Below are 26083 nucleotides of genomic sequence, written 5' to 3'. Positions count from 1 at the left end.
TTGCCCGCATTGATTAATGCAGTCTAAATTTTCGTGGCAAACAAAAGGTTAACCGTCAGGCGAAAGACGGCTTGGAAACTGAAGATTGAAGACCGGAGGAAACGGGAGGCGTTTTAGCGAGCCGGCGAAGCCCCCTGCCCGCCAATACGACGAGCCCGATATCGGCGCCACGCAGACCACCCGCAATATGCTCAGATACATGCGGGTCTGTCGCATCGACGATCACCAGATCCAACCGGCCCGACAGGTTCGCGTCAGACGAGATGCCGACGAAATCGTGCCACGGGGTATGACGGGCGAAATGCGTGCAAAGCAACTCCGCGCGGCTCTTGTCATCGCCGATGATGCCCACACGGCGTGGTTCTTCAAAATAGGTAAGCAGAGCAGGAATAAAGCGATCGGGAGAAAACCTGGCGTCGAACGGCGGTTTACGATGGAAAAACTTCATCAGAATGTGCTGAAAGGCCCCACCGACCGGCAGAAACATATGTCGCTCCGATATCTTGCCGCGAGCAAACCCAAACAGCGCGCCCAGGAGCTGTGCATCGTCGAGGAAAGCGATAGTTCATGCCCCTTTGCCAGAGCAAGCTCTTCCGCATGGGCGAGAGCCGCATTCCAATCCAGGGCCGATACCGGCAGACCGCAAAATGTGCGGGATACAGGACCAGTTGAAGAATTCATGCTTTCGCTCATTACCGACTCGATCAGACAGCGTCACCTGTCCGATCGTGTAACAGCGTGTCCTCAAGCGACATTTAAGTAAAAGGCTAAAATGCAACCGTTGCGTGATTATGCGGCATCACCCAGGTATCATGTTAGCGCAGCGGCCAGACTTCTGTGAATCCGATGGGGACACATATTTGCGCAGCCTTGCCGATGGTTGATGCAAGGCGATAAGACCTCAGGGGTCGGCATGATGCCGGCGCATGTCCAGGCAAGGCCGGCGACGATATTGCCTACATCATAAATTGCAGAACTTTATGGATGCCAAGGTCGACAAGATGAGCTTATCTCCCAACGCCCCGCTCGCCGAAATTCTGGAACTTGCGCGCACCCAGCGGCTCGCCTTCACCGATCTCTTCACCGTTGCGGAAAGCCGAAGTGCTGCCGGGCAGAAGGCAGAGGCCGCGGAAATCTACAAGGCCTGGATCGCCTTCAACGATGGCAATCCATTCCTGCATCTCGTCTATTTCAATTATTCGGTCACGCTCCGGCAATTGAACGACCTTGCCGGTACGATCAACGCCTTGCGCGCCTGCCTGAAGCTCGATCCCGCTTTTGGCGCTGCCCATATCAATCTCGGTCGCGCGCTTGAAGACGGTGGTCTTGCCGTTCAGGCCATCCAGCAGTGGCAGGCTTATACCGCGCTCACCGCCGAAAGTACCGCCGACCGGGTCAGCCACCGGCTGATGACGCTGCAGCATATCGGCCGCGTGATGGAAAATGCCGGTCTTCTGGAGGAAGCCGAAACTGCACTGTGGCAGGCGATCGAACTGCGCCCCGACAAGCCGGAGGCCGGACAGCACTGGAGCGCGCTTCGGCAGCGCCAATGCAAATGGCCGGTGCTGACACCATCGACCCATGCCACGCAGCGGCAGATGATTGATGCCATGTCGCCACTGACGCTTGCCTGCTATTCGGACGATCCGATGTTCCAGCTTGCCAAGGCCTATCGCTACAACAGGTCGCTGGTCGGGCGCGTCGAGACGAAGGAGCTGCAGCGCCGTACGCCGAAACAGAAGACCGGAACCGGCGAGCGCCTTCGGGTCGGTTACGTTTCCTCCGACCTGCGCGACCATGCAGTCGGCTTCGCGCTCCGGGAAGTGCTCGAACTGCATGACAAGGAAAGCGTCGAGATCTACGCCTATTATTGCGGCGATCCGGTGCTGCGGGACGAAACCCAGACGCGGATGAAGGCGTCTGTCGATTGCTGGCGTGATATCGCGACGATGAGCGATGCAGAGGCTGCCAAGCTGATCGGCGACGACGAGATCGACATCCTTGTCGACGTCAACGGTTATACGAAACATGCGCGGACAAAGATCTTCGCCTATCGTCCGGCACCGGTGATCGTCAATTTCTGCGGTTATCCGGGTTCGATGGGCAGTCCATTCCATCAATATATGATCGCCGACGAGCATATCATTCCGGCGGATAACGAGATCTACTATTCCGAAAAGGTCTTCCGCATCGCCTGCAACCAGCCGATCGACCGGAAGCGTGCCATCGCGGACAAACCGACACGCGCGGATGCCGGGCTGCCGAAGGACAAGTTCGTCTTCGCTTGCTTCAACGGCATGCAGAAGATCACCGAAACCACGTTCGGTCATTGGATGCAAATCCTGCGAGAAGCTCCAGACGGCGTGCTCTGGCTTTTGACCGGCGGCGACAAGGTGGACCAGCGGCTGCGTGAAAGTGCGGAGAAGGCCGGGATCAACAGCGACCGGATCATATTTGCACCGAAGGCGCCGAATGCGCAGCATCTGGCGCGTATCGCTGCTGCCGACCTGTTCCTCGATACGTTCCCTTATGGCGCCCACTCCACCGGGGCCGATGCCCTGACGATGGGTCTGCCGGTGCTGACTTTCCCGGGCCGCAGCTTTGCCGCCCGTTTCTGCCACAGTATCGTCCATGCCGCGGGCGTGCCGGAACTGCTGTGCAGCGATCCGGAAGATTATGTGGCGAAGGCAATCGGCTATGTGAAGAACCCGGCCAGCCTGAAGGCAATCCGGGACCAGCTTGCGGCACGACGCGAAAGCAGCGTGCTTCGCGACATTCCCGGCCTCGCCCGCAGACTGGAAGAGATCTTCTGGGAAATGCAGGGGGAGTGCGAACGCGGCGAGACGCCGGTGCCGGACCTGCGCAACATGGAAATCTATTACGAGATCGGCGCAGATCTCGTTCAGGCCCATGTCGAATACTGCGACGATAGCGACTATCGGCGACATTATCGCGAAAGGCTTACCGATTGGGACGACCAGTCGCCGATAGAGGCTGACAACCGTCTGTGGACTGCTGCAGACCGATAGAAAGAAACAAACCACCGCTCTCAATGAGCGGTGGTTCTCATTTATACCAGCCTTCCCGACAGCATCCTTACGCTGCCAGATAAAGCGAGATGATCGCGGAGACCTGAGCAGGGCTCAGCGCTGCCATATGGGTCTCGATCAGCGTGTCACGCTGTGCGCTCGACATGGCCACGATGCTTTCCGTCGACAGGCCGGGGAGAGCGACGCTGTTGAAGGCTGCAATATCCTCGGTCGAGAACGTGGCCAATCCATCATTGGACAGGGCGGCGAGCTGAGACGAGGTCAGGGAGTTGACCTGGGTCGGGGTCAGGGCTTCTGCCTGCGCCGTGGTGAGCGACGAAATGACCGACGAGGTCAGACCGGAGATCGCCCCGGTGTTCAGCGCGGCAATCTCGCCCGTCGTGAAGACAGCGATATCGTCAGTACCCAGCGCTGCTGCCTGCAGCGCGTTGAGCGCGCCGATTTGGGCTGTAGTCAGCTCTGCGACCTGGGCGGTGGAGAGAGCGACGATCTGATTGTAGTTCAGACCACCAACCTGGCTGGCAGAGAGTGCGCCGATCTGCTCCGTCGTCAACGATGCGATGATCGCGGTGGACAGGCCCTTGATTGCGGCGGTGCCAATGGCTGCGAGATCCGCAGTCGAGAATGCGGCCATGTCCTCGGTGGTGAGGCCGGAAAGGCCTGCCGAGCTGAAGGCCGCAATCTGCGCCGTCGACAGCGAGTCGAGATGTTCTGCCGTCAATGCATCGACCTGGGCGCTGGTCAGACCGGAGATACCGGCGGTCCCGAGCGCCGCGAGCTCCTGCGTTGAAAGAGCCGCGATGAAGCTCGTCGATAGGCCGGCAATCGCTGTGGACGAGATTGCGGCAAGCTTTTCGGTCGAGAAGGATTCCAGATCCTCCGCGGTCAGTCCCGATATGGCTGTCGATGTCAGCGCCGCGATCTGCGTCGTCGACAGCGCGGAAATCTGGTCCAGTGTCAATGCACTGGCCTGTCCGCTCGTCAGACCTGCGATGCCGGATGTGCTGAGTGCCGCGATCTGCGCCGTTGTCAGAGCCGCGATTTCGACAGTTGTCAGCACGGCCACCTGGCTCGACGAGAGAACGCCGATCTGAGCCGTTGATAGGGTCTCGAGCTGGTTCAGGCTCAGTGCGGCGATCTGGCCGGTTGTGAGACCAGCGATAGCTGCCGTTCCGAGGGCCGCAATCTGCTCCGTCGTCAGCGCGGCAACGGTGCTGGTCGACAGACCCGAGATGGCCATAGAACTGATGGCTGCAATCTCGTCGGTCGTGAAGGTCGCAAGATCGTCAAGGCCGAGTGCGGATATCTGCCTGGAGTTGAGCGCTGCGATCTGAGTCGTCGTCAACGCTTCCGCCTGAACCGTCGTAAGCGCGGTAATCTGGCTGCTGGTGAGACCGGCAATGCCCGCAGCGCTCAGATGCGCGATCTGTTCAGTCGAGAGCGCAGCAAGAACAGTGGTCGTCAATCCCGCCACGCCGCTGGAACTCAGGGCAGCAATATCGGCAGTCGAGAAGACTTCAAGGTCGTCGGTGCCGAAAGCCGCCACCTGGGCCGAATTAAGTGCGCCGATCTGCGTCGACGTCAGGGCTTCGACCTGGCTGGTGGTAAGCGCCGCGATCTGGGCAGCCGTCAGCCCCGCAATACCGGCCGTGCCAAACGCTGCGATCTGGTCGGTCGAGAGGCCTGCGATTGCATCGGTACCGAGGACCGCGATCTGCTTGGAACCGAGGGCACCGAACTGGGCCGTTGTCAGGGCATCGATCTGCGCGGTGCTCAACGCCGCGACCTGGCTGGTGGTAAGCTGACCGATTGCGGCAGAGCTCAGCGACGCGATCTGCTCGGTCGAGAGTGCTGCAAGCACAGCGGTGGACAGGCCGGCAATGGCGCTTGAGCCGAGAACCGCAAGTTCCTTTGTCGAGAAGACTGCCAGATCGTCGGTGCCGAGGGCCGCGACCTGCGCCGAGGTCAGAACCGCAACTTGCGTGCTCGTCAGTGCCTCGACCTGGCTGGTCGACATCGCATTCACCTGGGCCGAGGTCAGGCCGGCCAGTCCAGCCGTTGCCATGGCGGCGATCTGACCGGTGGAGAGCACCGATATGCCTGCCGCACCGAGCGCGCCGATCTGCCTCGATGACAGATGGCCGATCTGAGCGGTTGTGAGGGCCTCCAACTGGTTGCTGCCGAGAGCTGCCACCTGGGCGGTGGAAAGCGCTGCAATATTCGAGAAGCTGAGCGCCTCGATCTTGTCGGTCGTTAGCGATGCAAGGACGTCTGTCGAGAGGCCGGCAATCGCGCTCGCGCTTAGCGAAGCAATCTCCCGGGTCGTGAAAAGGGCCAGGTCGTCACTGCCAAGCGCGGCGATCTGGTTGGAATTCAGGACCGCAATCTGTGAACTCGTCAGCGCTTCGGCCTGCGCGGTCGAAAGCGTGGCGATCTGCGCAGTCGAAAGGCCGGCAATGACTGCCGTGCTGAGAGCCGCAATCTCCTCCGTCGAGAGGGAGGCGATATAGCTCGTCCCCAGCGCTTCAAGCTGTTTCGAATTCAGTGCACTGACCTGACTGCTCGTCATTGCCGCAAGCTGCGTTGTCGAAAATGCAGCCATCTGGCTCGTCGACAGACTGGTAATTGCAGCCGTGCTGAAGGCGGCAACGAGATCATTGGAGAGAGATGCAAGTGTCGCGGAGGACAATCCGGCAACGGCGCTGGAACTCAGGGCAGCGATTTCCCTGGTCGCAAACAATGCAAGATCATCGGCGCCAAGTGCCGCGACCTGTTTGGAGGTCATTGAGGCCACTTGCGTGGCGGTCAGTGCTTCTGTCTGGGCAGTCGTCAGCGCCTCTATCTGACCCGAGGAAAGCCCCGAAATACCTGCGGTGCTCAAGGCCGCGATCTGGCCGGTCGTCAAAGCTGCAAGGTCGTCGCTCGACAGCGCTGCCGCTTGGTAAGAGTTCAAAGCTCCCATCTGGCGCGTCGTCAGCGCGCCGATCTGGTCGGTACTCAGTGTCGCAATCTGTCTGGTGGTGAGACCAGCGATCGCCGAGGTGCCGAGGCCGGCAATCATTTCGTTCGACAGCGATGCCAGCGTATCGGTAGACAGGCCTCCTATCGCAGCGGAGCTGATTGCCGAGAGGGCCGAGCTGGAGAGTGCTTCGAGATCGTCCGCACCAAGAGCCGCTATCTGTTGTGACGTCAGAGCGCCGACCTGCTTGCTCGATAGGGCGGCGATCTGCCCCGTGCTGAGCGCTGCAACCTGCTTCGTCGTCAGCGACGCGATCGCGCTGGTGGTCAAGGATGCAATCTGGCCCGTAGAAAGCGTTGCGATGACAGCCGTCGTCAGGCTGGAAATCGCATCCGTATGAATGGCTGCAACATCAGACGTGGAGAAACTCTTGATGTTTTCCGTTCCAATAACCGCGACCTGGGCGGAACTCAATGCCGCAACCTGAACGCTGGTCAAGGCTCCCGCCTGCGCAGTTGAAAGCGCTGCAACCTGTTTCGTCGTCAGGCCGGAAATACCCGCCGTGCTGAAAGACGAGACCTGGGCAGTGGACATGGCTGCGATGTCATCCGTGCCAAGGGCGGCCGCCTGGGTGGCGCTCAGCGACGCAATCTGTTTCGTCGTCAGTGACGAGACCTGGCTCGAGAGCAGAGCCGAGATTTGCCCGGTAGTCAAACCGGTAATGCCGCTGGCACTGAGCGCCGCGATCTGGGCGGTAGACAAGGAAGCCAAGGCCGATGTCGACAACCCCGAAATGGCGGCTGAGCTGATTGCGGCCATCTCTTTCGTCGAGAAGGTCGCGATATCGGCCGGATCAAGAACCTCGATCTGGTCGATGCTCAATACAGCAATCTGAGTGGCGGTCAGGGCATCGACCTGCGCCGTCGACAAGGCTGCGACCTGTCTTGTCGACAAACCAGTAATGCCAGCCGTGCTCAGTGCCGCGACCTGCGCCGTGGAAAGTGAGGCAATATCATCCGTGCCGAAAGCCGCGATCTGCATCGAACTCAGCGTCGACATCTGGAGAGTCGACAGAGCCGAGATTTGTGCGGCCGTCAGGGCTGCGATGTGATCTTCGCTCAAGCCTTTCATGCCGGCCGTGCTCAGCGCCGAAATCTGCGCGGAGCTGAAATGCCCGATTGCGGTCGCACTCAACGCCGCCACCTGTGCCGAGGTCAGGGCGGCGACCTGCTTGGTCGACAGGGCGTCGATCTGGGCCGAGCTGAGCGCTTCGATCTGGTCGCTCGTCAGATTGGCGATCGCCGTTACACCGAGCGCACCGAGCTGATCGCTCGTCAATGAAGCAAGCGCGCTACTGCTCAGGCCCGCTATCGCCTTCGCACCGATCGCCGCGATATCGGCTGTCGAGAAGGTCGCAAGGTCTGCAGTGCTCAATGCTGCGAGCTGTGATGACTTCAGAACGCCTATCTGCAGCGTCGACAACGCATCCACTTGCGCCGTCGACAGAGCAGCGATCTGGTCCGTCGTAAGGCTGGCGATACCCGCGGTGCTGAGAGCGGCGACCTGTGCCGTGGAAAGGGCCGCGATCACGTCCGTGGACAAGGCGGCGACGGCACCTGAGTTAAGCACGGAAAGCCGGGCTGCAGAGAAGGCCGCGATAGCCTCCGACGAAAGTGCGCCGACCTGGAGCGAAGTCAGAGCCGCGACTTGGGCCGTGGAAAGAGCTGCAAGCTGAAGCGACGTCAGAGAAGCGATCTGATCGGTCGAGAGAGCGGCAAACGCAGCCGTGTTCAACGATGCGATCTGACCGCTGGAAAGCGATACCAGCGTTTCGGTCGGCAATGCCCCGATCTGCTTTGAAGTCAGCGCTTTGACCTGTGTGGTGGTCAAAGCCGATGCCTGACCGCTGGACAGGACTGCGACCTGGGCTGTCGACATGGCGGCGACTGCCGATGTGCTCAGCGCGGCGATCTGGGCCGTGGACAAGGCCGCGACCGTATCGGTCGAAAGACCTGCCATAGCCGCAGAGGTAATTGCCGCGAAGGACTTGGCAGACAAACCAAGCAGGCTTTCCGTGTCGATCGCCCCGAGCTGCGAGGAGGACAAGGCTCCCACTTGAGCGGTGGTCAATGCCGCAAGCTGAATACCGCTCAAGGCGGCCATCTGCTCGGTCGTCATTTTGGCGACGGCAACGGTCGTGAGGGCGGCAATCTGTGCAGTCGACAACGCCTGCAAGGTCGCGGTACTCAACCCTGGAATTGTACCCGTGGTGAGCGCGGCTATCTCCGCAGTCGAGAAGGTGGCCAGATCTTCGGGATCCAGCGCAGCAACCTGGGCGGAAGTAAGCGCCTTAACCTGTGCCGTGGTGAGGGCTTCGGCCTGGCTTGAACTCAAGGCGGCGACTTGGGCGACAGTCAGACGAGACACCGCAGCGGCGGACAAGGCTGCAATCTGTGCAGTGGACAAAGCCGCCACGCCTTCCGATCCAATCGCGGCGATCTGCGAGGTCCTGAGCGCGCCAATCTGGTCAGTGCTCATCGCCTTAATCTGTGCCAGCGACAGGCTGTCGAGCTGTTCGGTCGTCAGTCCACCGACAGAGCTTGCGGTCAGTGCAGCGATCTGAGCGGTGGAGAGCGACGCGATAACGTCTGCCTTCAAACCGGAAATTGCAGCGCTCGAGATCGCTGCCATGTCACCGGTCGAGAATGTTGCAAGCTGCTGCGGCGTCAGCATCGCCAGCTGAGCAGACGTCAGTACTTTTACCTGCGCGGAAGTAAGTGCTTCGGCCTGCGCTACCGAAAGAACTTCCATCTGATCAGACGAAAGCTTTCCTACCGCGGCCGCGCTCAAGGCCGCTACCTGTGCGGTCGACAAGGATGCCATGACGCTGGTGCTGAGACCCGAAATGCTGCGGCTGGTAAGAGCTGCAATATTGGCGGTCGAGAAGGCCGCAAAGTCTGCCGAATTCAACACGGCAAGCTGGGCCGATGTCAGCACGGCAACCTGCAGGTTCGTCAGGGCCGCGATCTGGGCGGTGTTCAATGCGTCAAACTGATCCGTAGACAAAGCGGCCACGGCGCTGGTGCTTAGCGATGCGACCTGAGCGGGCGCCAGCGATGCCATGACTGCGGTCGAGAGGCCGGCCACAGCCTTGTTGCTGAGTGCCGCCATTTCATCGGTAGAGAAGGTTGCAATATCATCCGCACCGAGAGCCGAGACCTGATCCGATGACAGGACCCTGATCTGGGTCGAAGTCAGTGCCTGAACCTGGCTGGTGGATAGTGCCGCAACCTGATCCGTCGTCAGACCGAGAATGGACTTCGTGCCTAAGGCCGCAATCTGCGCTGTCGTCAGGCCTGCAATGTCACCCGTCGAAAAGGCAACGATCTGCGTTGCCTTGAACGCCGACATCTGCGCCGTCGTCAATGCTGCAATCTGTGTCGCCGACAGCGCATTGATCTGGTCAGTGCTCAGACTGGAAACGCTTCCGGTGCTGAGGGAGGCGATCTGCATCGTTGTGAGAGCACCGACCATCGCTGTGCTAAGCGCCGCAACCTGCAGCACTTTCAACGCGCCAATCTGAGCTGACGTCAAGGCCGCGACCTGAGCCGTAGACAGTGCCGAGATCTGCGTCGATGTCAGGCTTGCAATGAGCGCCGTGTTGGCGGCGGCGAGCTGCGCCGATGAGAGGGCCGAGATCTGGGCCGACGACAGGCCGGGAGCCGCGCCGTTGCTGAGTGCTGCGACGCTTTCGGTCGACAGCGCGGCGATATCGTTGGTTCCAAGAACCGCGACCTGCTGGGACTTGAGAGCCCCGACCTGTGCAGTCGTCAAAGCCGCAACCTGTCCGGTAGACAAGGCCACGATCTGGTCGGTCGTCAGTCTGGAGATCGAGCCGGTGGAAAGCGCAGCAACCTGCGCCGTTGACAACGACGCCATGACTTTGGTTGTAAGGCCTCCGATCGCGGCCGGATTGATGGCTGCCATGTCGGCCGTCGAGAAGGTCGCGAGATCGGCCGGCGTCAAGGCCGCAAGCTGTGCCGACGTCAATGAACCGACTTGCGACGACGTCAGTGCTTCGGCCTGATCCGTAGACAGCGCCAGCAGCTGCGCCGTGGTGAGCGCTGCAACCTGTCCTGTGCTCAAGCTTTCGATAGCGACCTTGCTGAGCACGGCAAGCTGATCCATCGTCAGGCCGACGATCGCGTTTGTCGCGATGGCGCTCAACTGACGGGAATCCATCGTTTCGATGTCTTCCGTGTCCATCGCCGAAATCTGTTCAGAAGATAGGGCCTTGATCTGGGCCGTGGACAGCGACGCCACGTCCTCCGTCGTCCACGCCGCAACTGCCGCCGTCGAAAGCGACCTGATCTGGGTAACGCTGAGCGAGGAAATGGTCGTAGTCATGTGTGGAGCCTTGACGCTGGATCAAATGCCTAAAACAAACCCGGGAATGGCTTCCGCGGTATGGCGAACAATGCGAGGAAACAAATTCTCGCCGCCCCCTCCTCCCTGGAATGGCGAGCTGCAACCAGCTTTTCATGCTGGTCATATCAGAAGCTGTAGGGGGGCCGACTTGTGCGAAGCTGAAGCATTGCTACAGCCACAGAGAAATATGATTGAGTATCCACTTTTCAGCGCAACGTGCCGGCACGATGCAGCCACAGCAAACCCGGTCCGAATTGCGAGCCTCACGGGCGCGATGCAGCGCCACAGACAAGACGTTAAGATGACCGTCGAAAAAAGGAAGACAGATAAGGTGCAAGCCCGCAGGCTTCAAAAACCGCTCTGTACGCGTGAGAAAACCAGATCCGCAAACAAGGCAATCTGTGCGCCCATAAAAGACGCCGAAAGGCCGATAACGACCATGACGGCAACGATCTTGGGCACGAAGGTGAGCGTCATTTCCTGCACCTGAGTCAAGGCCTGGATCAGGGCGATGGTCACGCCTACAATCATGCCTGCAAGAACAGCCGGTCCTGCAGCGACCAGGATCGTCCAGATGGCGTTGCGCATAATGTCGAGCGCATCGGCCTCATTCATGACATTCTACCCTTCATAGGCGCCTGGACGGCCGCACGGTCGTCGCAAATCGACCGTCCCAGCTCTAAGGGATTCGTGCGCTTAGTTTAAGCGGAAGTTTCGGTTGTTGTCGTGGTTTTCGCCGTGGAGATCGTTATGCCCTCTCCAATGCTGATTTCCTTGCCATCCGTCGTCTTGGCCGTGAGACCATCGGACGTTACTTCGACCGAAGCGACAACGCCTGTGGTCTTGCCATCTGCGCTGGTGATCGTCTTGCCGATATAGTTCGACGCGTTCGACAGGTTGGACTGGCTGATCAGGCTCTCCAGATTGGAGTTCGTCTTGATCGTCTGCTCAACCTGCGAGAATGTCGCGAGCTGGGAAACCTGCTCGGTCGCATCCATGGGATCGGTCGGATCCTGGTTCTGCATCTGCGTGATCAGCAGCTTGAGAAAGCTGTTGTAATCCAGCGATGCCGCGGCCGAAGCGGTGGCCGAGGCAGATGTCGAGGTGGACGCCGTCGATGTCGTCGACGTTGCGGAAGTAACGGTCACCATAGCGCAATTTCCTTTCGCAGTTCCATAACGGCTGCGGGCGTGATCTCATTCTTGTTGAGAATGGCTTCCTCGACAGGATAAAGGGCACGGATGGCCTTCAGTGCGTCAAAGGGACGACCCGAGGATACCATGGTGTCGATCCGCTTCAATTCAGCACGAACTTCCTCGTTCTGGAAGCAGGCCACCAGCATGGTAATCGACTTGCGGAAGAGCGCCATGGAGTGCTCTTTGCCTTCCGGGTTGATCAGCATCATCTGGGCGATGAAGTAAAGCTGCCGAAGTGGCGTCGTGGTCTGCTCGGGCTGAAGAACATGGTTTTCCAGCAAGAACGTCACGTCGTTGAGGAATTCGATCGAAACCTTCCGGTCCACCCGCAGGACGGCACCGTTAACGAAGATCTTTTCCCCGGATTTCAGCGAAAGGCGTAGCGTACTTTTCATTTAAGTCCATCCCGAATGATGATGGTTATGTCGATGATACCCTGGTAGTTGGTAGACGTTCGTCGGCGAATGTTTTCCAACTCCTTCAGTATCCATATTGCGATCGATATTAGATTGGCTCTGACTTCCACACTAAGCTGATTGTCGGCGCTCCGCAGATCCTCGATCAACCTGATCCATACCCGTCTCGTGTAGTAGACAGCTTCGATCGAATCCTTGTCGTATTTGGCGCTCTGCTTGGCCACTTCCAAAAGTTCGATCGATCTTGTCAGGATCTGGCGTTCTCGTTCGCGGGCGACGGTGAGATCATCCTCCATGATCTCCGCGTATGAAAACTGAAACATTCAATTACCCTTCATGGTAGAGCGGGCATCGGACATACATGCCGATGACTAGAGATAATCAGCGAGGCTCATGCCCAGGATTCGAGATGTGATCGAGTAAGAGGTTTCAACCTGGTTCAGCAGTGTCGACAACCGCACAGAGGCCTCCTCCGTATCCACACCCACCAAGCCCGTCAGCTGCGTATCGATGATCTTGATCTGGTTGCTCATATAAGTGTTCGCTTTGTCGATACGCTCTTGCGACAAACCAAGTGCTGACTGCTGAGCAGTCACGCCGGAGATTGCGGTGCCGGCATATTGCGTTGCCTTCTGGCTAACCACGGACAAGGCTCCGCTTCCGAGGCCGGCGTTCGATAGCTGCGACGCTACCACAGAAGCGAGGACAAGGTTCTTGAAACCTTCGGAATTGGCGCTGGTTGATGTCGCTACGGTTTCCGAAGAACTTATGCGCGTCGTCATTACGGTGTCAGACGCGTTGGTCCAGGACGCCCAGTTGAAAGATGTCTCATAATCGGACAGAAACTGGGTCATCTGGCCGGCGGTCACATCACCGGCCGAGGCGATACCGTTTGCCGTTCTGAAGTTGGTGAACGCCGTATTGAAGTCATCCGTCACGTTGGCGATGAAATCATCGTCGAAAGTCTGCACATCCGTCGATATGCCGGAAAAGAGGTATTCGCCGTTAACTGCAGTGTTCGCGTAGCTGACGAAATTCTCCAGCACCGACATTGCGCTGTCGGCGGAAACCTTGAGGCTGTTTACATCGGAATTGCCACTGAGCGCCGTCAAGGCATCCAGCAGTGTCTGCCCTGCATCCGAGATGTTGGTCAGCGCAAGCTGCGATCCTTCCATTCTCGTCTCGGCGAAGGAGTTCGCATCGATGACCGACTGAAGGCGGCTGCTTTCACGCGAATAATCCAGGCTTGTCGAGGTACGGGTTCCAAGTTCCAGCCCGACATCGGAATAGGTACCGGTAACCGCCTCATCCTGCAGCTTTGTAATCTCCGTCATCGCAGTGGAGACGGTCGATTGCATAGACTGACTAATGGCGAGAGATGAGATAGACGTTGTTTTCATAACTAGCTAGCCGCCTGCATTAGTGAGCTGAGCATTTCGTCAATCGTCGAAAGCAGCTTCGTGGCTGCCTTGTAGGACTGCTCGATGTCCAACAGGAGAATAAGCTCCTCGTCGAGGTTGACGCCTGTGGCATTGGCATAGGCTTCCTTCGCCCGCATCTGCATGGCAGAGGTGCTTTCTGCAGCCGAGCTGGCGTTGCTTCGATATTCCTGAACCCAGCCGACGGAATCGGTCGAATAAGCCAGAAGCGTGGCACGGGTTGTGGTTCCGGCATCGCCGTCGAAATCGACGGTCTCTTCGAAACCTGCAAGATACTTGTAAAGGAGATCCGAGAAGCCGGCAGCATTCTCAGTATTCTGGCTTACGCCGGAAATATTACCGTCTCTCAGCTTAGTCGGATCGGCTTGCGCGTCACTATCGACCGTGATCAGGCCCGCCAGGCCGGAGACGATATCCGGGTTATTGAAATCGATAGTCGATCCGTCCTTGGTGGTGAAGAGGCCGGCGATTTCATCACCTGCACCGTCCACCTCGGCAAAGACCGACATCGTAACGCGGGCAATCTCGTCCAACTGATCCTGATAGGTCGGGTAGACTTCGTCGCGCAACTGCAGCAGCGCCTGAAGCGAGCCGCTGGCGCTGGTACTACTGCCCTTGCCCGGAGCAAGCGAGACACCATCGATATAGACGGCGTTGCCTGGCGGTCCGTCCGCAGACAAAACCGCACTGGCATCGAAGGTTACCTCGCGTGGCACCGTCTCGAACAGGGTGATGCCGCCGCTGGTATAAAGCACCATGTCGTTGCCATCACGGACGGTGCTCGTGACGCCGACGATCTCGGATATCTGCTTTACAAGGCCTTCGCGGGTGTCGAGTGCATCGTTGGCATCCTCGCCCCTCGCAATCTTTTCCTTGACCTTGTCGTTGACCTTCTCGAAATCCTTCAAGAGTTGGTTCAACTTATCAACGGTCGTCGAAATCTCCGAATCCGCCTGGACGCGAAGCCCCTGAACGGCTGATGTCTGCTGATTAAGGGAGTTGGCAAGATCGCCAGCCGCCGCTACTGCGGCCGCTGCCAATGTTACGTCGCTCGGTGACGTAGCATAAGTATCAAGCGACTCGACAAGAGCCGCCAGATATTGCGAAGGCGTCGCCGAAGATTCGCTTCCGCCCATCACCGCATCGAGCGATACGAGCCCCTTCAACAAAGCCTGCTGACCTGCATCGTCTGCAATTGCCGACAATGTCTGCTTCAGAAGGGCCGCGTCCTCGGTACGCTCCAGCTTGACCGTAGTCGCACCGGAATAGGGGTTCGTCGTCGTGACCGCAGTACGACGATTGTAATCCTCAGTGTTCGTATTGGACGTGTTGGTCGACACCGTGGCCGTCTGGGTCGCGGTGTTGCTCAGGATCGATTTCGTCGTATTGATTGCGGATGCGATGGACATTCAGCTGGCTCCTACGCCTTAACGGGCGAGATTGATGAGAACATCCATCAGGTCAGAGCCGGTCTGGAATACCTTGGAATTCGCCGTGTAGCTACGCTGCGATTCGATCATTTCCGTCAGTTCGCTTGCGAGGTCGACGTTGGACGTTTCCAGGGCACCGGAAACGATCTCGCCGAAGCCGGTGGTGCCGGCAAAGCCGATGGTGACGACACCTGAGTCTGCGGTCGGCTTATATACGTTGCCCGAGAAAAGCTTGAGATTGTCCGGGCTCTGAACCGTCGCCATCGCAATCTGGTAGAGGGCTTTCGGATCGCTCTTGGCGTAGGTCGCGTAAACCGTGCCATCCGAATCGATCTCGATGCCGGTCATAGACTCGGCCGGACTACCGTTGGCGCTACCCTTGGAGATTACCGATGCGCTGGAAAGCTGGTTCATGCCGGAAAGGTCGAAGTCAATGCCGCCAACGGTGATCGACAGCGGCGAGGTCGCGCCGTCAACGCTGACCAGACCCTTCGAATCAAACACCAGATCGGCGGTCACGGCCGTGCCGGAATACGGGAAGCTGCCGCTGCCGGTCGTGCTCTTATCGGCAGCATTGTAAACTGCGACTTCCCAAGAGTTATCGGCCGTCTTGGTGAAGTAGAAATCGTAGGTTACAGCTGCACCGTACTCGTCATAGGTCGTCACCGAGGTCTTTAGCATGCTGTCCATGTCGACATCGGTGGTAGCACCGTTATCACTTGCCCAGCTGCCCGCAGCGACAGGATCCGCCGACTTGTTGAGGTTGCCGGTGAGCGAGCCGTTGGTCGTTGCGACAGCCGTGATGCTCGAGTTGGAAGCCTTGACCGGCACCAGCCCGTCATAGGAGTTGACGACGGTGGTCGGCGTGCCTCCATCGGCGTCGTAACCGAGAAGCATGTAGCCGGCATCGTTCACAAGATAGCCGTTTTCATCGGGAGTAAACGAACCCGCACGCGTCAGGAAGATGTTTCCAGCGGTATCCTGGACGATGAAGAAACCTTCACCCTGGATCGCGAGATCAGATCCGGACGTGGTGTATTCCAAGGCACCCTGTTCCGAAACGGAGTAGGAAACTTTCGTCTCCACGCCGCCGGAGTTGTAGTTGCCGGAAGTGGATGGAAGAACCAGTGACGAAAACGAGGTCGAAGCGCCCTTGTAGGCTGTCGTGCTCGAGTTCGCGATATTGTCACCGACCGTCCCCAGACGGTTAGCCTGAGCATTCATGCCCGAAACGGCGGTCTTCATGGTTCCAAAAATGCTCATTTCGAATCCTCGCTGTGATAGTTGCTCCACATTAGGTGCCGGTCCTTGCGTGAAGCTGTCTGAAAAGGATGGATGGAAAATTTGAAAAACATTTTTCGACGGCGGGATGCCCAACGGGTTGATGGAAAACCGGCAGTCGAAACAATCGGAAAAGGCCGGACAATCATTGCCGGCCGGAAAACAAAAAAGGGGCGATCCTGATCGCCCTTTACATTTTTCAATTCCAGTCGATGCAATACCCGAGGAAGCGCTTTGAATCGATCGGGTCGGTTCCGAGCTTCTTGCGGAGCTTCTTGCGCAATTTGCTGATATGGCTCTCGACGACGTTTTCCTCGACGTCCTCGTCGAAGATGCCGTAGATGGCCGAGAAGATCTGCGCCTTGGAAACACGTCGGCCGCGATTGGCGACCAGATATTCGAGAATGCGGCGCTCGCGGCGCGGCAGCGGGAAGACTTCACCACCAATCTCAGGATCGCGACCGTCGGAATAGACGCGGATCGAACCGATATCGGTGTAGTTGGCGATGGCGGTCAGGCGGCGACGGATGGCAGCGGCGCGCGCCAGAATCTCGCGCGGATGAACCGGCTTGCGGACGACGTCGTCGACGCCGGCATCAAACAGCGCCAGCGTCGCATCGAGCGACGGCTGATCGGAAACGGCGATGACCGGTGCGGTGGAGCGATCGCGGATGGCGCGTGGCAGATCGCAGGCGTTCTTGGTCTGGCCGATGAGGAAGGCTTCGATGGCGCGGATATCGGCATCGGCTGCGGAGTTGACCCACTCGCCGAACTCGACGGGATCGAAGCCTGCCGAGGGGATGCCCTCGCGGCCGAACAGGGATGTGTAACCTTCCGTTACGAGCTCTCGCTCATCAACCACGACGATCATTCACCCATCTCCGAATCAGCAGCGTTCATGTGCTGAGGCATGAGTACGAATCGTGAGAGTCAGCCACAATTATAGGAACTTGTGGGGACTAATTAATAATTGATTAACCACACCTCTCCGATTTGCACTAGATGTAGTGGCGCAAACCAAAACAGGCACAATTTTTTCGGTGGATATCGCGCTAGAATGATTGATGCCAACGAGACTCCGTTTGACACGCCTCATTATCGCCGGACTCGTGACGGGAGAAAATCCGCGATCAAAAAACTACTTTTGGTTGCGGATATGTTTGTTACTCATCCACCCCGACACGGTAAAGAGGCACCATTTCTACGGCTCGATATTGAACGCGGGGAGTGGTGAGCCGTCCGCGAATGCGCGGATACAGGATCGGGCGGTATCAAGCGCCTCACGGATCGTCACATCCATATCGAGATAACGGTATGTGCCGAGGCGGCCGACAAAGGTGACGCCTTGCTCGAAGCGAGCACGCGCCACGTATTGCGCCAGCAGCGCCTGCTCGCCACTCAGCCTTATCGGATAATATGGCTCATCATCCGGACCGCATTCCCGCGAATACTCCCGGTAACATACGCTCCGTTCGTGGCTTTCCCAGGGAGAGAAGTGCTTATGCTCGGTAACCCGTGTGTAACGGACATCGGCATCTGCGTAATTCATCACCGCGCAACCCTGATAATCACCGTCGTATTGAAACTCCTCGAAATCAAGGGTGCGGTATCCAAGCCGGCCGAGCTCGTAGTCGAAGTAACCGTCGAGCGGCCCGGAATAAAACACGTGTGAGAAATCGCCGGCATCGCTGCGGACGAAATTCCGCTCCAGTTCTATGGAGATGTTGTCATGCGACAAAATACGCGCGACCATCTCGGTATAACCGTGCTCCGGCATGCCCTGATAGAGATGCGAAAAGTAGTTGTCGTCGTAGCTGAACCGCACCGGCAGTCGTTTGAGGATGCTGGCGGGCAGATCCGCAGGCGAGCATCCCCACTGCTTGCGCGTGTATCCTTCAAAAAACGCTTCGTAGAGTTCGCGTCCGACGAATTTGAGTGCCTGATCCTCGAATGTCACCGGTTCACCGATCGACGGGTCAGACTGTGACTGAATGAAGTCGTGCGCCTCATCCGGCCTGAAGGTCCTGCCAAAGAACTGGTTGATCGTGTGCAGGTTGACGGGCAGCGAATAGACCTGCCCTGCGCTCGTCGTCTTCACCCTGTTCACATAGGGCATGAACGTCATGTGCCGGTTGACGTAACGCCACACCTCATCATCATTGGTGTGGAAGATATGCGGCCCGTAGACATGGACCATCACGCCGGACGCTTCGTCCCGCGCAGTGTGGCAATTGCCAGCGATGTGGGAACGCCGATCGATGATGTGGACGACGTGACCGGCCTCTGCCAGCTCGCGGCCGATGACGGCACCGGACAGACCGGCGCCGACGATCAGAACTGGTTTCGGCACTGTGCCCCCCTAAATTCCCGAACCCGCCCGAGCATGTCTCTCGAAGTGATCCCGGAATTTGCGGGAAAGACATGCCTGGAAACAAGAAACCAAAGTGCGGTGCGCTCTAGTGCGATTGCGCCGGCGCAGCCGCACCGCCGGCTGTGCCGGCAGGAGCAGGCTCTGGCGCAATGATTTTCTTGGAAGCCATCTTCTGGTTCGACTTCCCGGCAAGATCCGCCTTGGAGAGATAATCGAGCTGTTCGAAAATCACCGCGGTCACCAATGCATCCCCGGCTCGGGCGTTGAGGTCGTCCTTGATCTTGGCTCTCAGACCCTCGACATTCAGGTCACCCACCTTCGGCAGGTCGATCATTTTGTTACCCACCAGGACGGTGTAGAGCTCATCCGTGATGTAGGGCGCGATCGGGATATGCGTGTTTGCAGCCTTCTCCTGATCGATCATCACCGAGACCTTGGTGAGGAAGTAACCGGTCACAGCTCCTTCCGTCACCACGGGGATGCTCAGGGTTTCACCTGCCACATAAGCCGGGGGAATGACGGGTTTGGCAACTTCTACGCCGGATTTCGCCGACAAGGTCACAGCCGCATATACCCCGCCAAGCGAGATTATGCATACCCAGACGCCGATCAGGACAATCTTGATCATCTATCGGCCCGAACGAGGAACTGTTCCTGGGAATAGGTGCCGTCGTCGTCTGCACTGCGAACGGCATTCTTCAGAAGTTCGGCAACGGCGCGTACAGCACGCATATGAGCTTCCACGCGGCGTTCGTTCAACTTCAGCTTGGCCTTGAGCGCATGCAGCTGCTCCAGATGGGCCGCCGTGATGTCATTTCGCTCGCTGTTGCGGAAAAGCATGGTCAATTCGTAAAGGCAGCGGCTCTTGTGCGCATTCGAGAGCTTGAAATCGAACTCGGGATCGGTGCCGATCCGCTGGTTTTCGTTTTCGATGATCACGTCAAGACGACCGAGAACCGCCTTGATGCGGTACTCGCTGTTCAGCACTTCCATGGAATCGTTCTCCCTCGGCATTTCAATCAAGCCGCGTCGTTATCAGTTTTTTTGATGGCGCCCGGCGACAGCAGCGTACGGCGTTCGAAATCCGTAATCATGCTGACAGCCTTGGCCTTGTCGTTTCCGTCTGTCGTGTTGTTGGGCACTTCAAGACGCTGCTTGTTCAGCGCCTGCGCAAAGACCTGTTCCGCGATGCCGATGCCGCCTCGCTTGGAAACCGAATCCGCCATCTGTTCGGCCATCATGCTCTTCCAGAACTCGCCGGCAGAGCCCTTGCCGTAAACAGCTTCGCTGTCGGAAGGCATCATGTCCTTGAGGAAGGTCGTCAGGACGCTCGATTCGAACTTCCGGTAAACTTCCGGAATCGGCTCCTTGCCGGTAGCGTGCTGAATATTGCCGATGCCCGCCTTGGATGCATCGCTTGCACCGGCGCCCAGCACAGATGCAAAACCGGCATTGCTGGCCGTCAGCACGGATGCCTGATGTTCAGCACTTACAAAACGCAGCTTTTCGCGCGCTGCCAACATGCTGTTCGGATCGGCTGCCTTGACTACGTCGAGGACAAGATCGCTGGAAGGAGATATGGCCACGTCGTTTCCCTCTTGCTTGCGCGCCGACCGGAAATCGACTTCGATTTCCGGGCTTGCGATGCGCAGACCTCAGTGTCACAGCGTCTTGCCTGAACCGATGAATGGCGCACGACGCTGTAAAATCGAGGGGAATGTTGCCACCTTAACCTTGCTGGAAGCTGGTGTCCTTCAATGTGATCATCATCTCAAGCAAGTTGATGACGGCATCGTCCTCGCGAGCACGCTGCTCCTGTTCCAGGGCCTCCTTGCGGCGCTCATCAAGCCGATCTCCCTTGCTGCGCTCCTTTGCCAGGCGCGCTTCCTGAGAGCGGCGGGCCGCCATAAGCTGCTTTTCTTCCGTTGCCAACCGTGAGAAACGGCCCAGATAATGGCGCGAAAGACCGCGATGGATCGGGTCGAGCGAGGTCATGACATTCGCCGTCAATTCCATTGCAGTGTTCACTTCCTCGCGCTGGCGAACGATAACCGAAAGCTCGTTTTCGATCATCTTCTCCATATGCCGCTGGACGCTGACGAGACGTTTGAGCTTCTTGGATCTGTCCATATCCGCCATTGTCCGCTCCTATAGATTGCCGAAGATGACGAAGAAGCCATCGGCAAACTGGTCGAGAATTGCCGCTATGCCGAAATAAATCAGCAGGATACCGCCTGCCAGCGCGAAAGGCGTGGAAATGAAGTAGAGAGGGATTTGCGGCGCCAGCTTGTTGATGAGGCCAACGACCACGTTGAACAGCAGACCATAAAGGATGAAGGGGCTCGCCAGCCTCAGCATGATCATGAAAGACGCGGAGAGCGTGTCCGTCAGGCTGACCAGCGAGCGTTGCGAACCGATCAACGACCCCACCGGAATGCTCTGATAGGATTCGGCCAGCTCCTTGATCATGTAATGGTGGAAATCCAGAACAAAAAGGATGAGAAGCGCGCCCGTTGCCAGAAGACTGGTCAGCGAGTTGTCGGAACTGTCTTCGAATATGTCTCCCGAAGGCGTGGCATTGAACGAAATGGCCATGCCGATTATCGCACCCGCAAACTGGATACCGAGAACATAGATACGTGCGACGAGACCGAAGATGACGCCCGTCATCGTCTCGGAGAAGATCGTCACGATGAAGACTTCGGGGGCGGCCGAGGCGGGCGGATAGAGGATATCCCAGAACAAAGGCAAAAGCGCCAGCGATAACGCCAGCGCCAGAAAAAGCCTGATCTGCATCGGCAGACGCGCCGACGAGAACCCTGGCATAACCATCACGCATCCACCTATTCGGCAGAATGCCAGGAAAAGCGCCATTATGGCGCCCTGGGGATCGGGGATCATGAAATCGAACCGAGTATCTTGATTTCCGTGCCTTTTGCCAACTCGACATGGGAGAGCACCGGAAGCGTCGAGAACAGGCGTTCGGTGATCATGCGGACATAGGAGCGCGTTTCGGGCAGGGTCACAAGTACAAAAGGCAGTCCCTCGTCCATGAATTCACGGATAACCTTGCTTGCCTCGTTGCTGAACTCTTCCAGATGGCGCGGATCGATATCGAATTCGATCACTTCGCCCTTGGCGTCGCGCTTGAGCGCCTGCTGGAAGATCAAGTCCCACTTGGTACCGATGCGGACGACACGCAGCACGCCGTTGTCGGAAAGATCGCCGCAAATCTGCTGCGCCATGCGGACACGCACATGCTCGACGATCTGCTCGGCCTTCTTCAGATGCGGTGCGAGTTCGGCCACCGCTTCGAGAATGAGATGCAGGTTGCGGATCGAAACGCGCTCGGCCAGCAACAGTTTCAAGATGGCCTGCAGGCCGGAATAGGACATGTGAGACGAGCAGATTTCGTCGGCAAGCTTCTTGTATTCCGGGTCCAGGCGATCAATCAGGATCTTCACATCCTTGAACGACAGAAGCGACGGCAGATTGTTGCGGATCACTTCGCTCACGTGCGTCAGCAGCGCAGAGATGTTGTCGATCGGGTGGAAGCCCTCACGCTTCAGATCTTCGACGAAATGTTCCAGAACTGAGACCGCCGGCATGCCGAAGGCGGGTTCGCGAACCTCGTCGCCAGGAACCGACGGCTTGTGGCGCTTGCCGGTAATGACGAGCACTTCACCGACACGCAGCGTGCTTGCGGCGACCGTCGTGCCATGGATGCGGATCTGGTAGGACTTGTCCGGGATGGCGATATCGTCGCTGACCTTGATCTCGGGTACGACGAAACCGTACTGGACGGCAAACTTCTTGCGCATCTTGCTGACGCGGAAGGCAAGTTCCTGATGGGCTCCCAGCAGGCGCGGCGAAACGAGCTTGCCGAGCGCCAGCTCGATCTCGGTGGTCTTGAGGACGTTCTTGACTGTGTCCTTTTCGACCTCCTGTTTCTGGACGGCCTTCTTTTCCTCCTCCTCGCGCAGGAGCTTGTTCTGCGCCTCGATCTGGCGGGGAACGAGCCATGCGCCAGCGGCCAGAAGACCACCAAGGGCGGTGAACGGCAGGAGGGGCAGGCCCGGAATGAGCGCGAGAACGAACATCAAGCCCGCAGCGACCGACATGGCCTTGGGATAGCTGCTCAACTGGCCGATAACGGCCGTATCGGTGGAGCCCTTGGTTCCGCCGCGCGTTACGATGAGGCCGGCTGCGAGCGAGACAATGAGAGCCGGAATCTGGGTTACGATACCGTCACCGACAGAAAGCTTGACGAAGACATCGGCTGCTTCGCCGATTTCCATACCGTGACGGAAATAGCCGATGATGATGCCGCCGAAAATGTTGATCGCGGTGATCAACAGGCCTGCGACCGCATCGCCGCGAACGAATTTCGAGGCACCGTCCATCGCGCCGTAGAAAGAGCTTTCCTCTTCGAGTTCACTACGGCGGCGCTGGGCTTCCTTCTCGTCGATCGTGCCGGCGGACAGGTCCGCATCGATCGACATCTGCTTGCCGGGAATGGCATCGAGGGTGAAGCGGGCGCCGACTTCCGCGATACGCGTGGCGCCCTTGGTGATAACGATGAAGTTGACGACGATCAGGATCAGAAAGACGATCAGACCGATAACGAAGTCGCCGGACATGACCAGACTGGAGAAGCCGGCGATGACACCGCCAGCCGCATCATGTCCCTCATGTCCATGGGAGAGGATGACGCGCGTTGTCGCAATGTTGAGCGCCAGACGAATCATGGTGGCGATCAGAAGGATCGTCGGGAAGGACGAGAAATCCAGAGGGCGCTGAATCCAGAGCGAAACCATCAGGATGAGGACGGCGAAGGCGATGGAGAAGGCCAGCCCCACGTCGATCATGAAGACCGGGATCGGCAGGAAGAGAATGCAAAGGATCGTGACTATACCGACGGCAAAACCGATGTCACGGCCCTTCGGCGCGACCTTCGGCAACGGCAGGATACTCTGAGGGGTGGCCATTTCTGCTCCGTCTCGTCATGAGATGCGGAAACCGCCTGAGGCGCTTTCGCTTCCAAAGTCCTTGAATTCGGACAGCCGTCGCAACATCGGACAGCCAGCCGGTTTGGGTAAAATCTAGAAAGCGAAGCTTGCGTGAGAGTGACGGCGCGTTAAGCCATTCCCGGAATTGATGGCCGGACGGGGATGACACAAGAGCATTTTTCAGCTACGTTCATCACGAATTAAGTCCCGAGGGCAAGGATGCCCGGTGGACGTGTGCGCGATGGAAGCGCAAGTCTGGGCCATGATATCGGCCATTGCAGCAAGCAAAAGGCTTCCATCCGCATGGTATCAAGCGCATTCTCCACATATACGAGCTATCTTGTCCTCAACAGGGACATCAATTCCTCGTTGTCGCGCGTTGCAAGCCAGGGTGATGTTGCAAGCAACACGGACTATTACGAAGAAAATATCGGCAAAGTCACCACGGCCGAGGAATTCGTCAACGATTACAGGTTGTTTTCCTATGCAATGAAGGCTTACGGCCTCGAGGAGATGACCTATGCCAAGGCCTTCATGAAGAAGGTGCTGGAAAGCGATCCTAACGACGATTCCAGCTTCGCCAATTCACTCACCGACACCCGATACGCGGATTTCGCCAAGGCCTACAATTTCTCAGGCGATTCGGCGAAGGCACAGACATCGGCGCAGACCGAGAACCTCGTTACGGCCTACCAGGATTCGTTTACCCAGGAAGAAACGGACATCAAGTCCGAGGTGTCCTATTTCCAGAGCAAGATCGGTAGCGTCGATCATGTCAACGACATTATCGGCAATGACAGGCTGCGCACATACGTGCTGGAATCGTTCGGGCTCGACGCGAAATACACCTCCAAGAACTATCTATCGCAGGTCCTGACAAGCGATCTGAACGATCCCGACAGCGTTGCCAATCAGGCGAGCAACGATGCCTGGCGCGAACTGGCTGCGGCTTTCAATTTCAGCTCCGATGGCACAGTCGCTGCAGGCGAGACCGCGCAGAGCGCTGAACAGACATCGGATCTGCGGCTCGACTACATTTACAACAAGTCGACCTATCCCTCCGACCTGCTCCTGGACGCAAACCAGTCCTACTGGGAAAAACACGTTGCCGAGGCCGGAAGCGCCTCCGAAATCACTTCGGACGCGCGGCTTCTGGAGTATGTCAAAACCGCTTTCGGACTGCGCGACACGATGATGGCATCGAGCGTTGCCAGTATGATGTACAGCCGGACATTCGCCGAGACGATCGGCAATACTGAGCTACTGGATTATTTCAGTTTCCAGACCGACGGAACGGTTGCGGCCGGTGGTTCGGCGCAGACCAGCGAACAGGCGACCAATCTCGAGGCCAAGTACAAAACGGCATTCCAGGCCAGCCAGGCCGATGCGGTGGAAAATGCCGTCTCCAATTTCGAGACCCGCATCGCCGACGTCAAAAGCATTGATGACTTCTTCAAGTCGAATGCAGATGACGACGATGCGAACAACGACGACGTTACCGAAATATGGGATGTCGCGTTGCGCGCCTTCGGCATCGACCCAAGTGAGGTCAAAATGACGGCCCTGCGCAAGATCCTTTCCAGCAATCTCGAAGACAAGGACAGCTACGCCAATCAGCTGGATGACGAGCGGTATGTGGCCCTCGTCAAAGCGTTCAATTTCGATACGAAGGGCGACGTCGACACCCCACTTCTGGCACAGTCGGAAAACGTAACTCAGGACTTTACCGCGGATTACCTCAGCCTCAAGACACGCTTCCTGAAGGGCGATGAGAGGGAAAAAGCGGGCGAAACCGCCACTGACGAGATCGAGTATTTCGAAAAGAAGATGGAATCGATTTCGACTGTCGATGAACTTCTATCGGACAGCAGGCTCGTCAACTTCTTGCTCGAGAGCCAGGAAATCGATCCGAAGAGCGTCACAAAAGACGAGCTGCAGCAGATGTTCGCTTCGGATCTCGACGATCCGAAGAGCTACGTCAACCAGTTGGACAACAAGAGCTTCGCCAAGATCGTCGCTTCCTTCAATTTCGACACCGAAGGTAACCTGACATCCGATACGCTTGGCACGGTCCAGCAGAGGGGCGACGTTTTCCAGACTGTCAGTAACTACTATCGGCAGACACTGGAAGAAGAGCAGGGCGATTCCAACGAGGGCGTTCGACTTGCTCTCTATTTCGAGCGCAAGGCCTCGTCGATCACCAGTGCCTACGACATCCTTGGGGATTCAGCGCTGCTCAACTTTTTCAAGACAGCCTACAATCTGTCGACCTATTTCTCCAGCCAGGAGCTTGAGAAGCAGGCAGCGACCGTCGAGAAATTCGTCGAGCTCGATAAATTGTCCGATCCGGACTACGTGCAGAAGGTCATTCAACGCTTCACCGCACTTTACGACAGCCAGAACGGCGCAACGGACTCGGCTGCCCTTTCCATTCTTCAGGGCAGCTCCTCCTCGATCAGCGCTGACACGCTGCTGGCCGTGGCCCAGCTTTCGGCACGCTAGCG

At 57.9% G+C, this 26083-nt stretch carries 19 protein-coding genes; 2 read left to right on the top strand and 17 right to left on the bottom strand.

The window, feature by feature from the left end:
• Positions 1-55 precede the first annotated feature (55 nt).
• Positions 56-487, bottom strand: a complete 432-nt coding sequence (locus JZX87_RS03895; protein WP_206824033.1) for a hypothetical protein — start codon at positions 485-487, stop codon at positions 56-58.
• 493 nt (positions 488-980) lie between these two features.
• Between JZX87_RS03895 and JZX87_RS03890 the strand changes: the two genes are divergently transcribed.
• Positions 981-3029: an O-linked N-acetylglucosamine transferase, SPINDLY family protein gene (locus tag JZX87_RS03890; RefSeq protein WP_206824030.1), complete on the top strand. Its 2049-nt coding sequence runs from the start codon at positions 981-983 to the stop codon at positions 3027-3029.
• Between the two features lie 67 nt (positions 3030-3096).
• Here the strand turns inward: JZX87_RS03890 and JZX87_RS03885 are convergent, their stop codons facing one another.
• The 16 genes from JZX87_RS03885 to flhA all read right to left on the bottom strand — a co-directional run bounded on the left by JZX87_RS03885 (position 3097) and on the right by flhA (position 23558).
• Positions 3097-10416 (bottom strand): beta strand repeat-containing protein, encoded by a 7320-nt coding sequence (locus JZX87_RS03885; RefSeq protein ID WP_206824028.1) that lies wholly within the window; start codon positions 10414-10416, stop codon positions 3097-3099.
• A gap of 369 nt (positions 10417-10785) precedes the next feature.
• Complete coding sequence (fliQ, locus tag JZX87_RS03880; RefSeq protein WP_148148136.1) at positions 10786-11052, bottom strand: flagellar biosynthesis protein FliQ; 267 nt, start codon at positions 11050-11052, stop codon at positions 10786-10788.
• A gap of 86 nt (positions 11053-11138) precedes the next feature.
• Positions 11139-11588, bottom strand: a complete 450-nt coding sequence (flgD, locus tag JZX87_RS03875; protein WP_183823285.1) for a flagellar hook assembly protein FlgD — start codon at positions 11586-11588, stop codon at positions 11139-11141.
• Positions 11582-12028, bottom strand: coding sequence for a flagellar biosynthesis repressor FlbT (gene flbT, locus JZX87_RS03870; RefSeq protein WP_148148137.1), 447 nt, complete (start codon positions 12026-12028; stop codon positions 11582-11584). Before flbT ends, flgD begins: the two co-directional genes overlap by 7 nt.
• The gene (flaF, locus tag JZX87_RS03865) at positions 12025-12372 is read right to left on the bottom strand and encodes a flagellar biosynthesis regulator FlaF (protein WP_148148138.1); all 348 of its coding nucleotides are present in this window, start codon (positions 12370-12372) and stop codon (positions 12025-12027) included. The genes flbT and flaF overlap by 4 nt, the downstream gene beginning before the upstream one ends.
• Before the next feature lie 48 nt (positions 12373-12420).
• A complete protein-coding gene (locus JZX87_RS03860; protein ID WP_183823287.1) occupies positions 12421-13449 on the bottom strand; it encodes a flagellar hook-associated family protein in 1029 nt (342 codons plus the stop codon).
• Positions 13450-13451: 2 nt separating this feature from the next.
• Positions 13452-14897 carry a flagellar hook-associated protein FlgK gene (flgK, locus tag JZX87_RS03855; protein WP_206824026.1) on the bottom strand — a complete coding sequence of 482 codons (1446 nt, stop codon included), beginning with the start codon at positions 14895-14897 and terminating at the stop codon, positions 13452-13454.
• An 18-nt stretch (positions 14898-14915) separates the two neighbouring features.
• Positions 14916-16181, bottom strand: coding sequence for a flagellar hook protein FlgE (locus tag JZX87_RS03850; RefSeq protein WP_183823291.1), 1266 nt, complete (start codon positions 16179-16181; stop codon positions 14916-14918).
• Between the two features lie 217 nt (positions 16182-16398).
• On the bottom strand, positions 16399-17070 hold the full coding sequence (rem, locus tag JZX87_RS03845) for a transcriptional activator Rem (RefSeq protein WP_183684948.1): 672 nt from the start codon (positions 17068-17070) through the stop codon (positions 16399-16401).
• Positions 17071-17400: 330 nt separating this feature from the next.
• On the bottom strand, positions 17401-18549 hold the full coding sequence (gene glf, locus JZX87_RS03840; RefSeq protein WP_206824024.1) for a UDP-galactopyranose mutase: 1149 nt from the start codon (positions 18547-18549) through the stop codon (positions 17401-17403).
• Between the two features lie 106 nt (positions 18550-18655).
• Positions 18656-19198, bottom strand: a complete 543-nt coding sequence (locus tag JZX87_RS03835) for a hypothetical protein (protein ID WP_206824017.1) — start codon at positions 19196-19198, stop codon at positions 18656-18658.
• The gene (locus JZX87_RS03830; protein WP_148148808.1) at positions 19195-19563 is read right to left on the bottom strand and encodes a hypothetical protein; all 369 of its coding nucleotides are present in this window, start codon (positions 19561-19563) and stop codon (positions 19195-19197) included. The genes JZX87_RS03835 and JZX87_RS03830 overlap by 4 nt, the downstream gene beginning before the upstream one ends.
• Positions 19564-19589: 26 nt before the next feature.
• Entirely contained in the window at positions 19590-20156 is a 567-nt protein-coding gene (locus tag JZX87_RS31740) for a rod-binding protein (protein ID WP_206824015.1), read from the bottom strand.
• Between the two features lie 142 nt (positions 20157-20298).
• Positions 20299-20709 carry a hypothetical protein gene (locus JZX87_RS03820; protein WP_183823301.1) on the bottom strand — a complete coding sequence of 137 codons (411 nt, stop codon included), beginning with the start codon at positions 20707-20709 and terminating at the stop codon, positions 20299-20301.
• A 9-nt stretch (positions 20710-20718) separates the two neighbouring features.
• The gene (fliR, locus tag JZX87_RS03815) at positions 20719-21471 is read right to left on the bottom strand and encodes a flagellar biosynthetic protein FliR (protein ID WP_148148805.1); all 753 of its coding nucleotides are present in this window, start codon (positions 21469-21471) and stop codon (positions 20719-20721) included.
• Positions 21468-23558: a flagellar biosynthesis protein FlhA gene (flhA, locus tag JZX87_RS03810; RefSeq protein ID WP_148148804.1), complete on the bottom strand. Its 2091-nt coding sequence runs from the start codon at positions 23556-23558 to the stop codon at positions 21468-21470. Before flhA ends, fliR begins: the two co-directional genes overlap by 4 nt.
• Before the next feature lie 240 nt (positions 23559-23798).
• On the opposite strand from flhA, the gene JZX87_RS03805 reads away from it, so the two are divergent.
• Positions 23799-26081: a DUF1217 domain-containing protein gene (locus JZX87_RS03805; protein ID WP_286194143.1), complete on the top strand. Its 2283-nt coding sequence runs from the start codon at positions 23799-23801 to the stop codon at positions 26079-26081.
• Positions 26082-26083: the final 2 nt, after the last annotated feature.

Origin of the sequence: Agrobacterium sp. Ap1, assembly GCF_017313375.1 — a bacterium.
GTDB lineage: Bacteria > Pseudomonadota > Alphaproteobacteria > Rhizobiales > Rhizobiaceae > Neorhizobium > Neorhizobium cellulosilyticum.
Note: the sequence above shows the minus strand (reverse complement) of the source record. Positions and strands in the feature narration are given on the sequence as shown.

Bases quoted from the DNA above. Each gene is read 5' to 3' on its own strand.
- JZX87_RS03835 (WP_206824017.1), bottom strand. From the start codon at position 19,198: ATGATCAAGATTGTCCTGATCGGCGTCTGGGTATGCATAATCTCGCTT.
- JZX87_RS03820 (WP_183823301.1), bottom strand. From the start codon at position 20,709: ATGGCGGATATGGACAGATCCAAGAAGCTCAAACGTCTCGTCAGCGTC.
- flgK (WP_206824026.1), bottom strand. From the start codon at position 14,897: ATGTCCATCGCATCCGCAATCAATACGACGAAATCGATCCTGAGCAAC.
- JZX87_RS03890 (WP_206824030.1), top strand. From the start codon at position 981: ATGGATGCCAAGGTCGACAAGATGAGCTTATCTCCCAACGCCCCGCTC.
- JZX87_RS03805 (WP_286194143.1), top strand. From the start codon at position 23,799: ATGCCCGGTGGACGTGTGCGCGATGGAAGCGCAAGTCTGGGCCATGAT.
- fliR (WP_148148805.1), bottom strand. From the start codon at position 21,471: ATGATCCCCGATCCCCAGGGCGCCATAATGGCGCTTTTCCTGGCATTC.
- JZX87_RS03895 (WP_206824033.1), bottom strand. From the start codon at position 487: ATGTTTCTGCCGGTCGGTGGGGCCTTTCAGCACATTCTGATGAAGTTT.
- flhA (WP_148148804.1), bottom strand. From the start codon at position 23,558: ATGGCCACCCCTCAGAGTATCCTGCCGTTGCCGAAGGTCGCGCCGAAG.
- JZX87_RS03830 (WP_148148808.1), bottom strand. From the start codon at position 19,563: ATGGAAGTGCTGAACAGCGAGTACCGCATCAAGGCGGTTCTCGGTCGT.
- fliQ (WP_148148136.1), bottom strand. From the start codon at position 11,052: ATGAATGAGGCCGATGCGCTCGACATTATGCGCAACGCCATCTGGACG.
- flaF (WP_148148138.1), bottom strand. From the start codon at position 12,372: ATGTTTCAGTTTTCATACGCGGAGATCATGGAGGATGATCTCACCGTC.
- JZX87_RS03850 (WP_183823291.1), bottom strand. From the start codon at position 16,181: ATGAGCATTTTTGGAACCATGAAGACCGCCGTTTCGGGCATGAATGCT.
- JZX87_RS03860 (WP_183823287.1), bottom strand. From the start codon at position 13,449: ATGAAAACAACGTCTATCTCATCTCTCGCCATTAGTCAGTCTATGCAA.
- rem (WP_183684948.1), bottom strand. From the start codon at position 17,070: ATGATCGTCGTGGTTGATGAGCGAGAGCTCGTAACGGAAGGTTACACA.
- flgD (WP_183823285.1), bottom strand. From the start codon at position 11,588: ATGGTGACCGTTACTTCCGCAACGTCGACGACATCGACGGCGTCCACC.
- flbT (WP_148148137.1), bottom strand. From the start codon at position 12,028: ATGAAAAGTACGCTACGCCTTTCGCTGAAATCCGGGGAAAAGATCTTC.
- JZX87_RS03885 (WP_206824028.1), bottom strand. From the start codon at position 10,416: ATGACTACGACCATTTCCTCGCTCAGCGTTACCCAGATCAGGTCGCTT.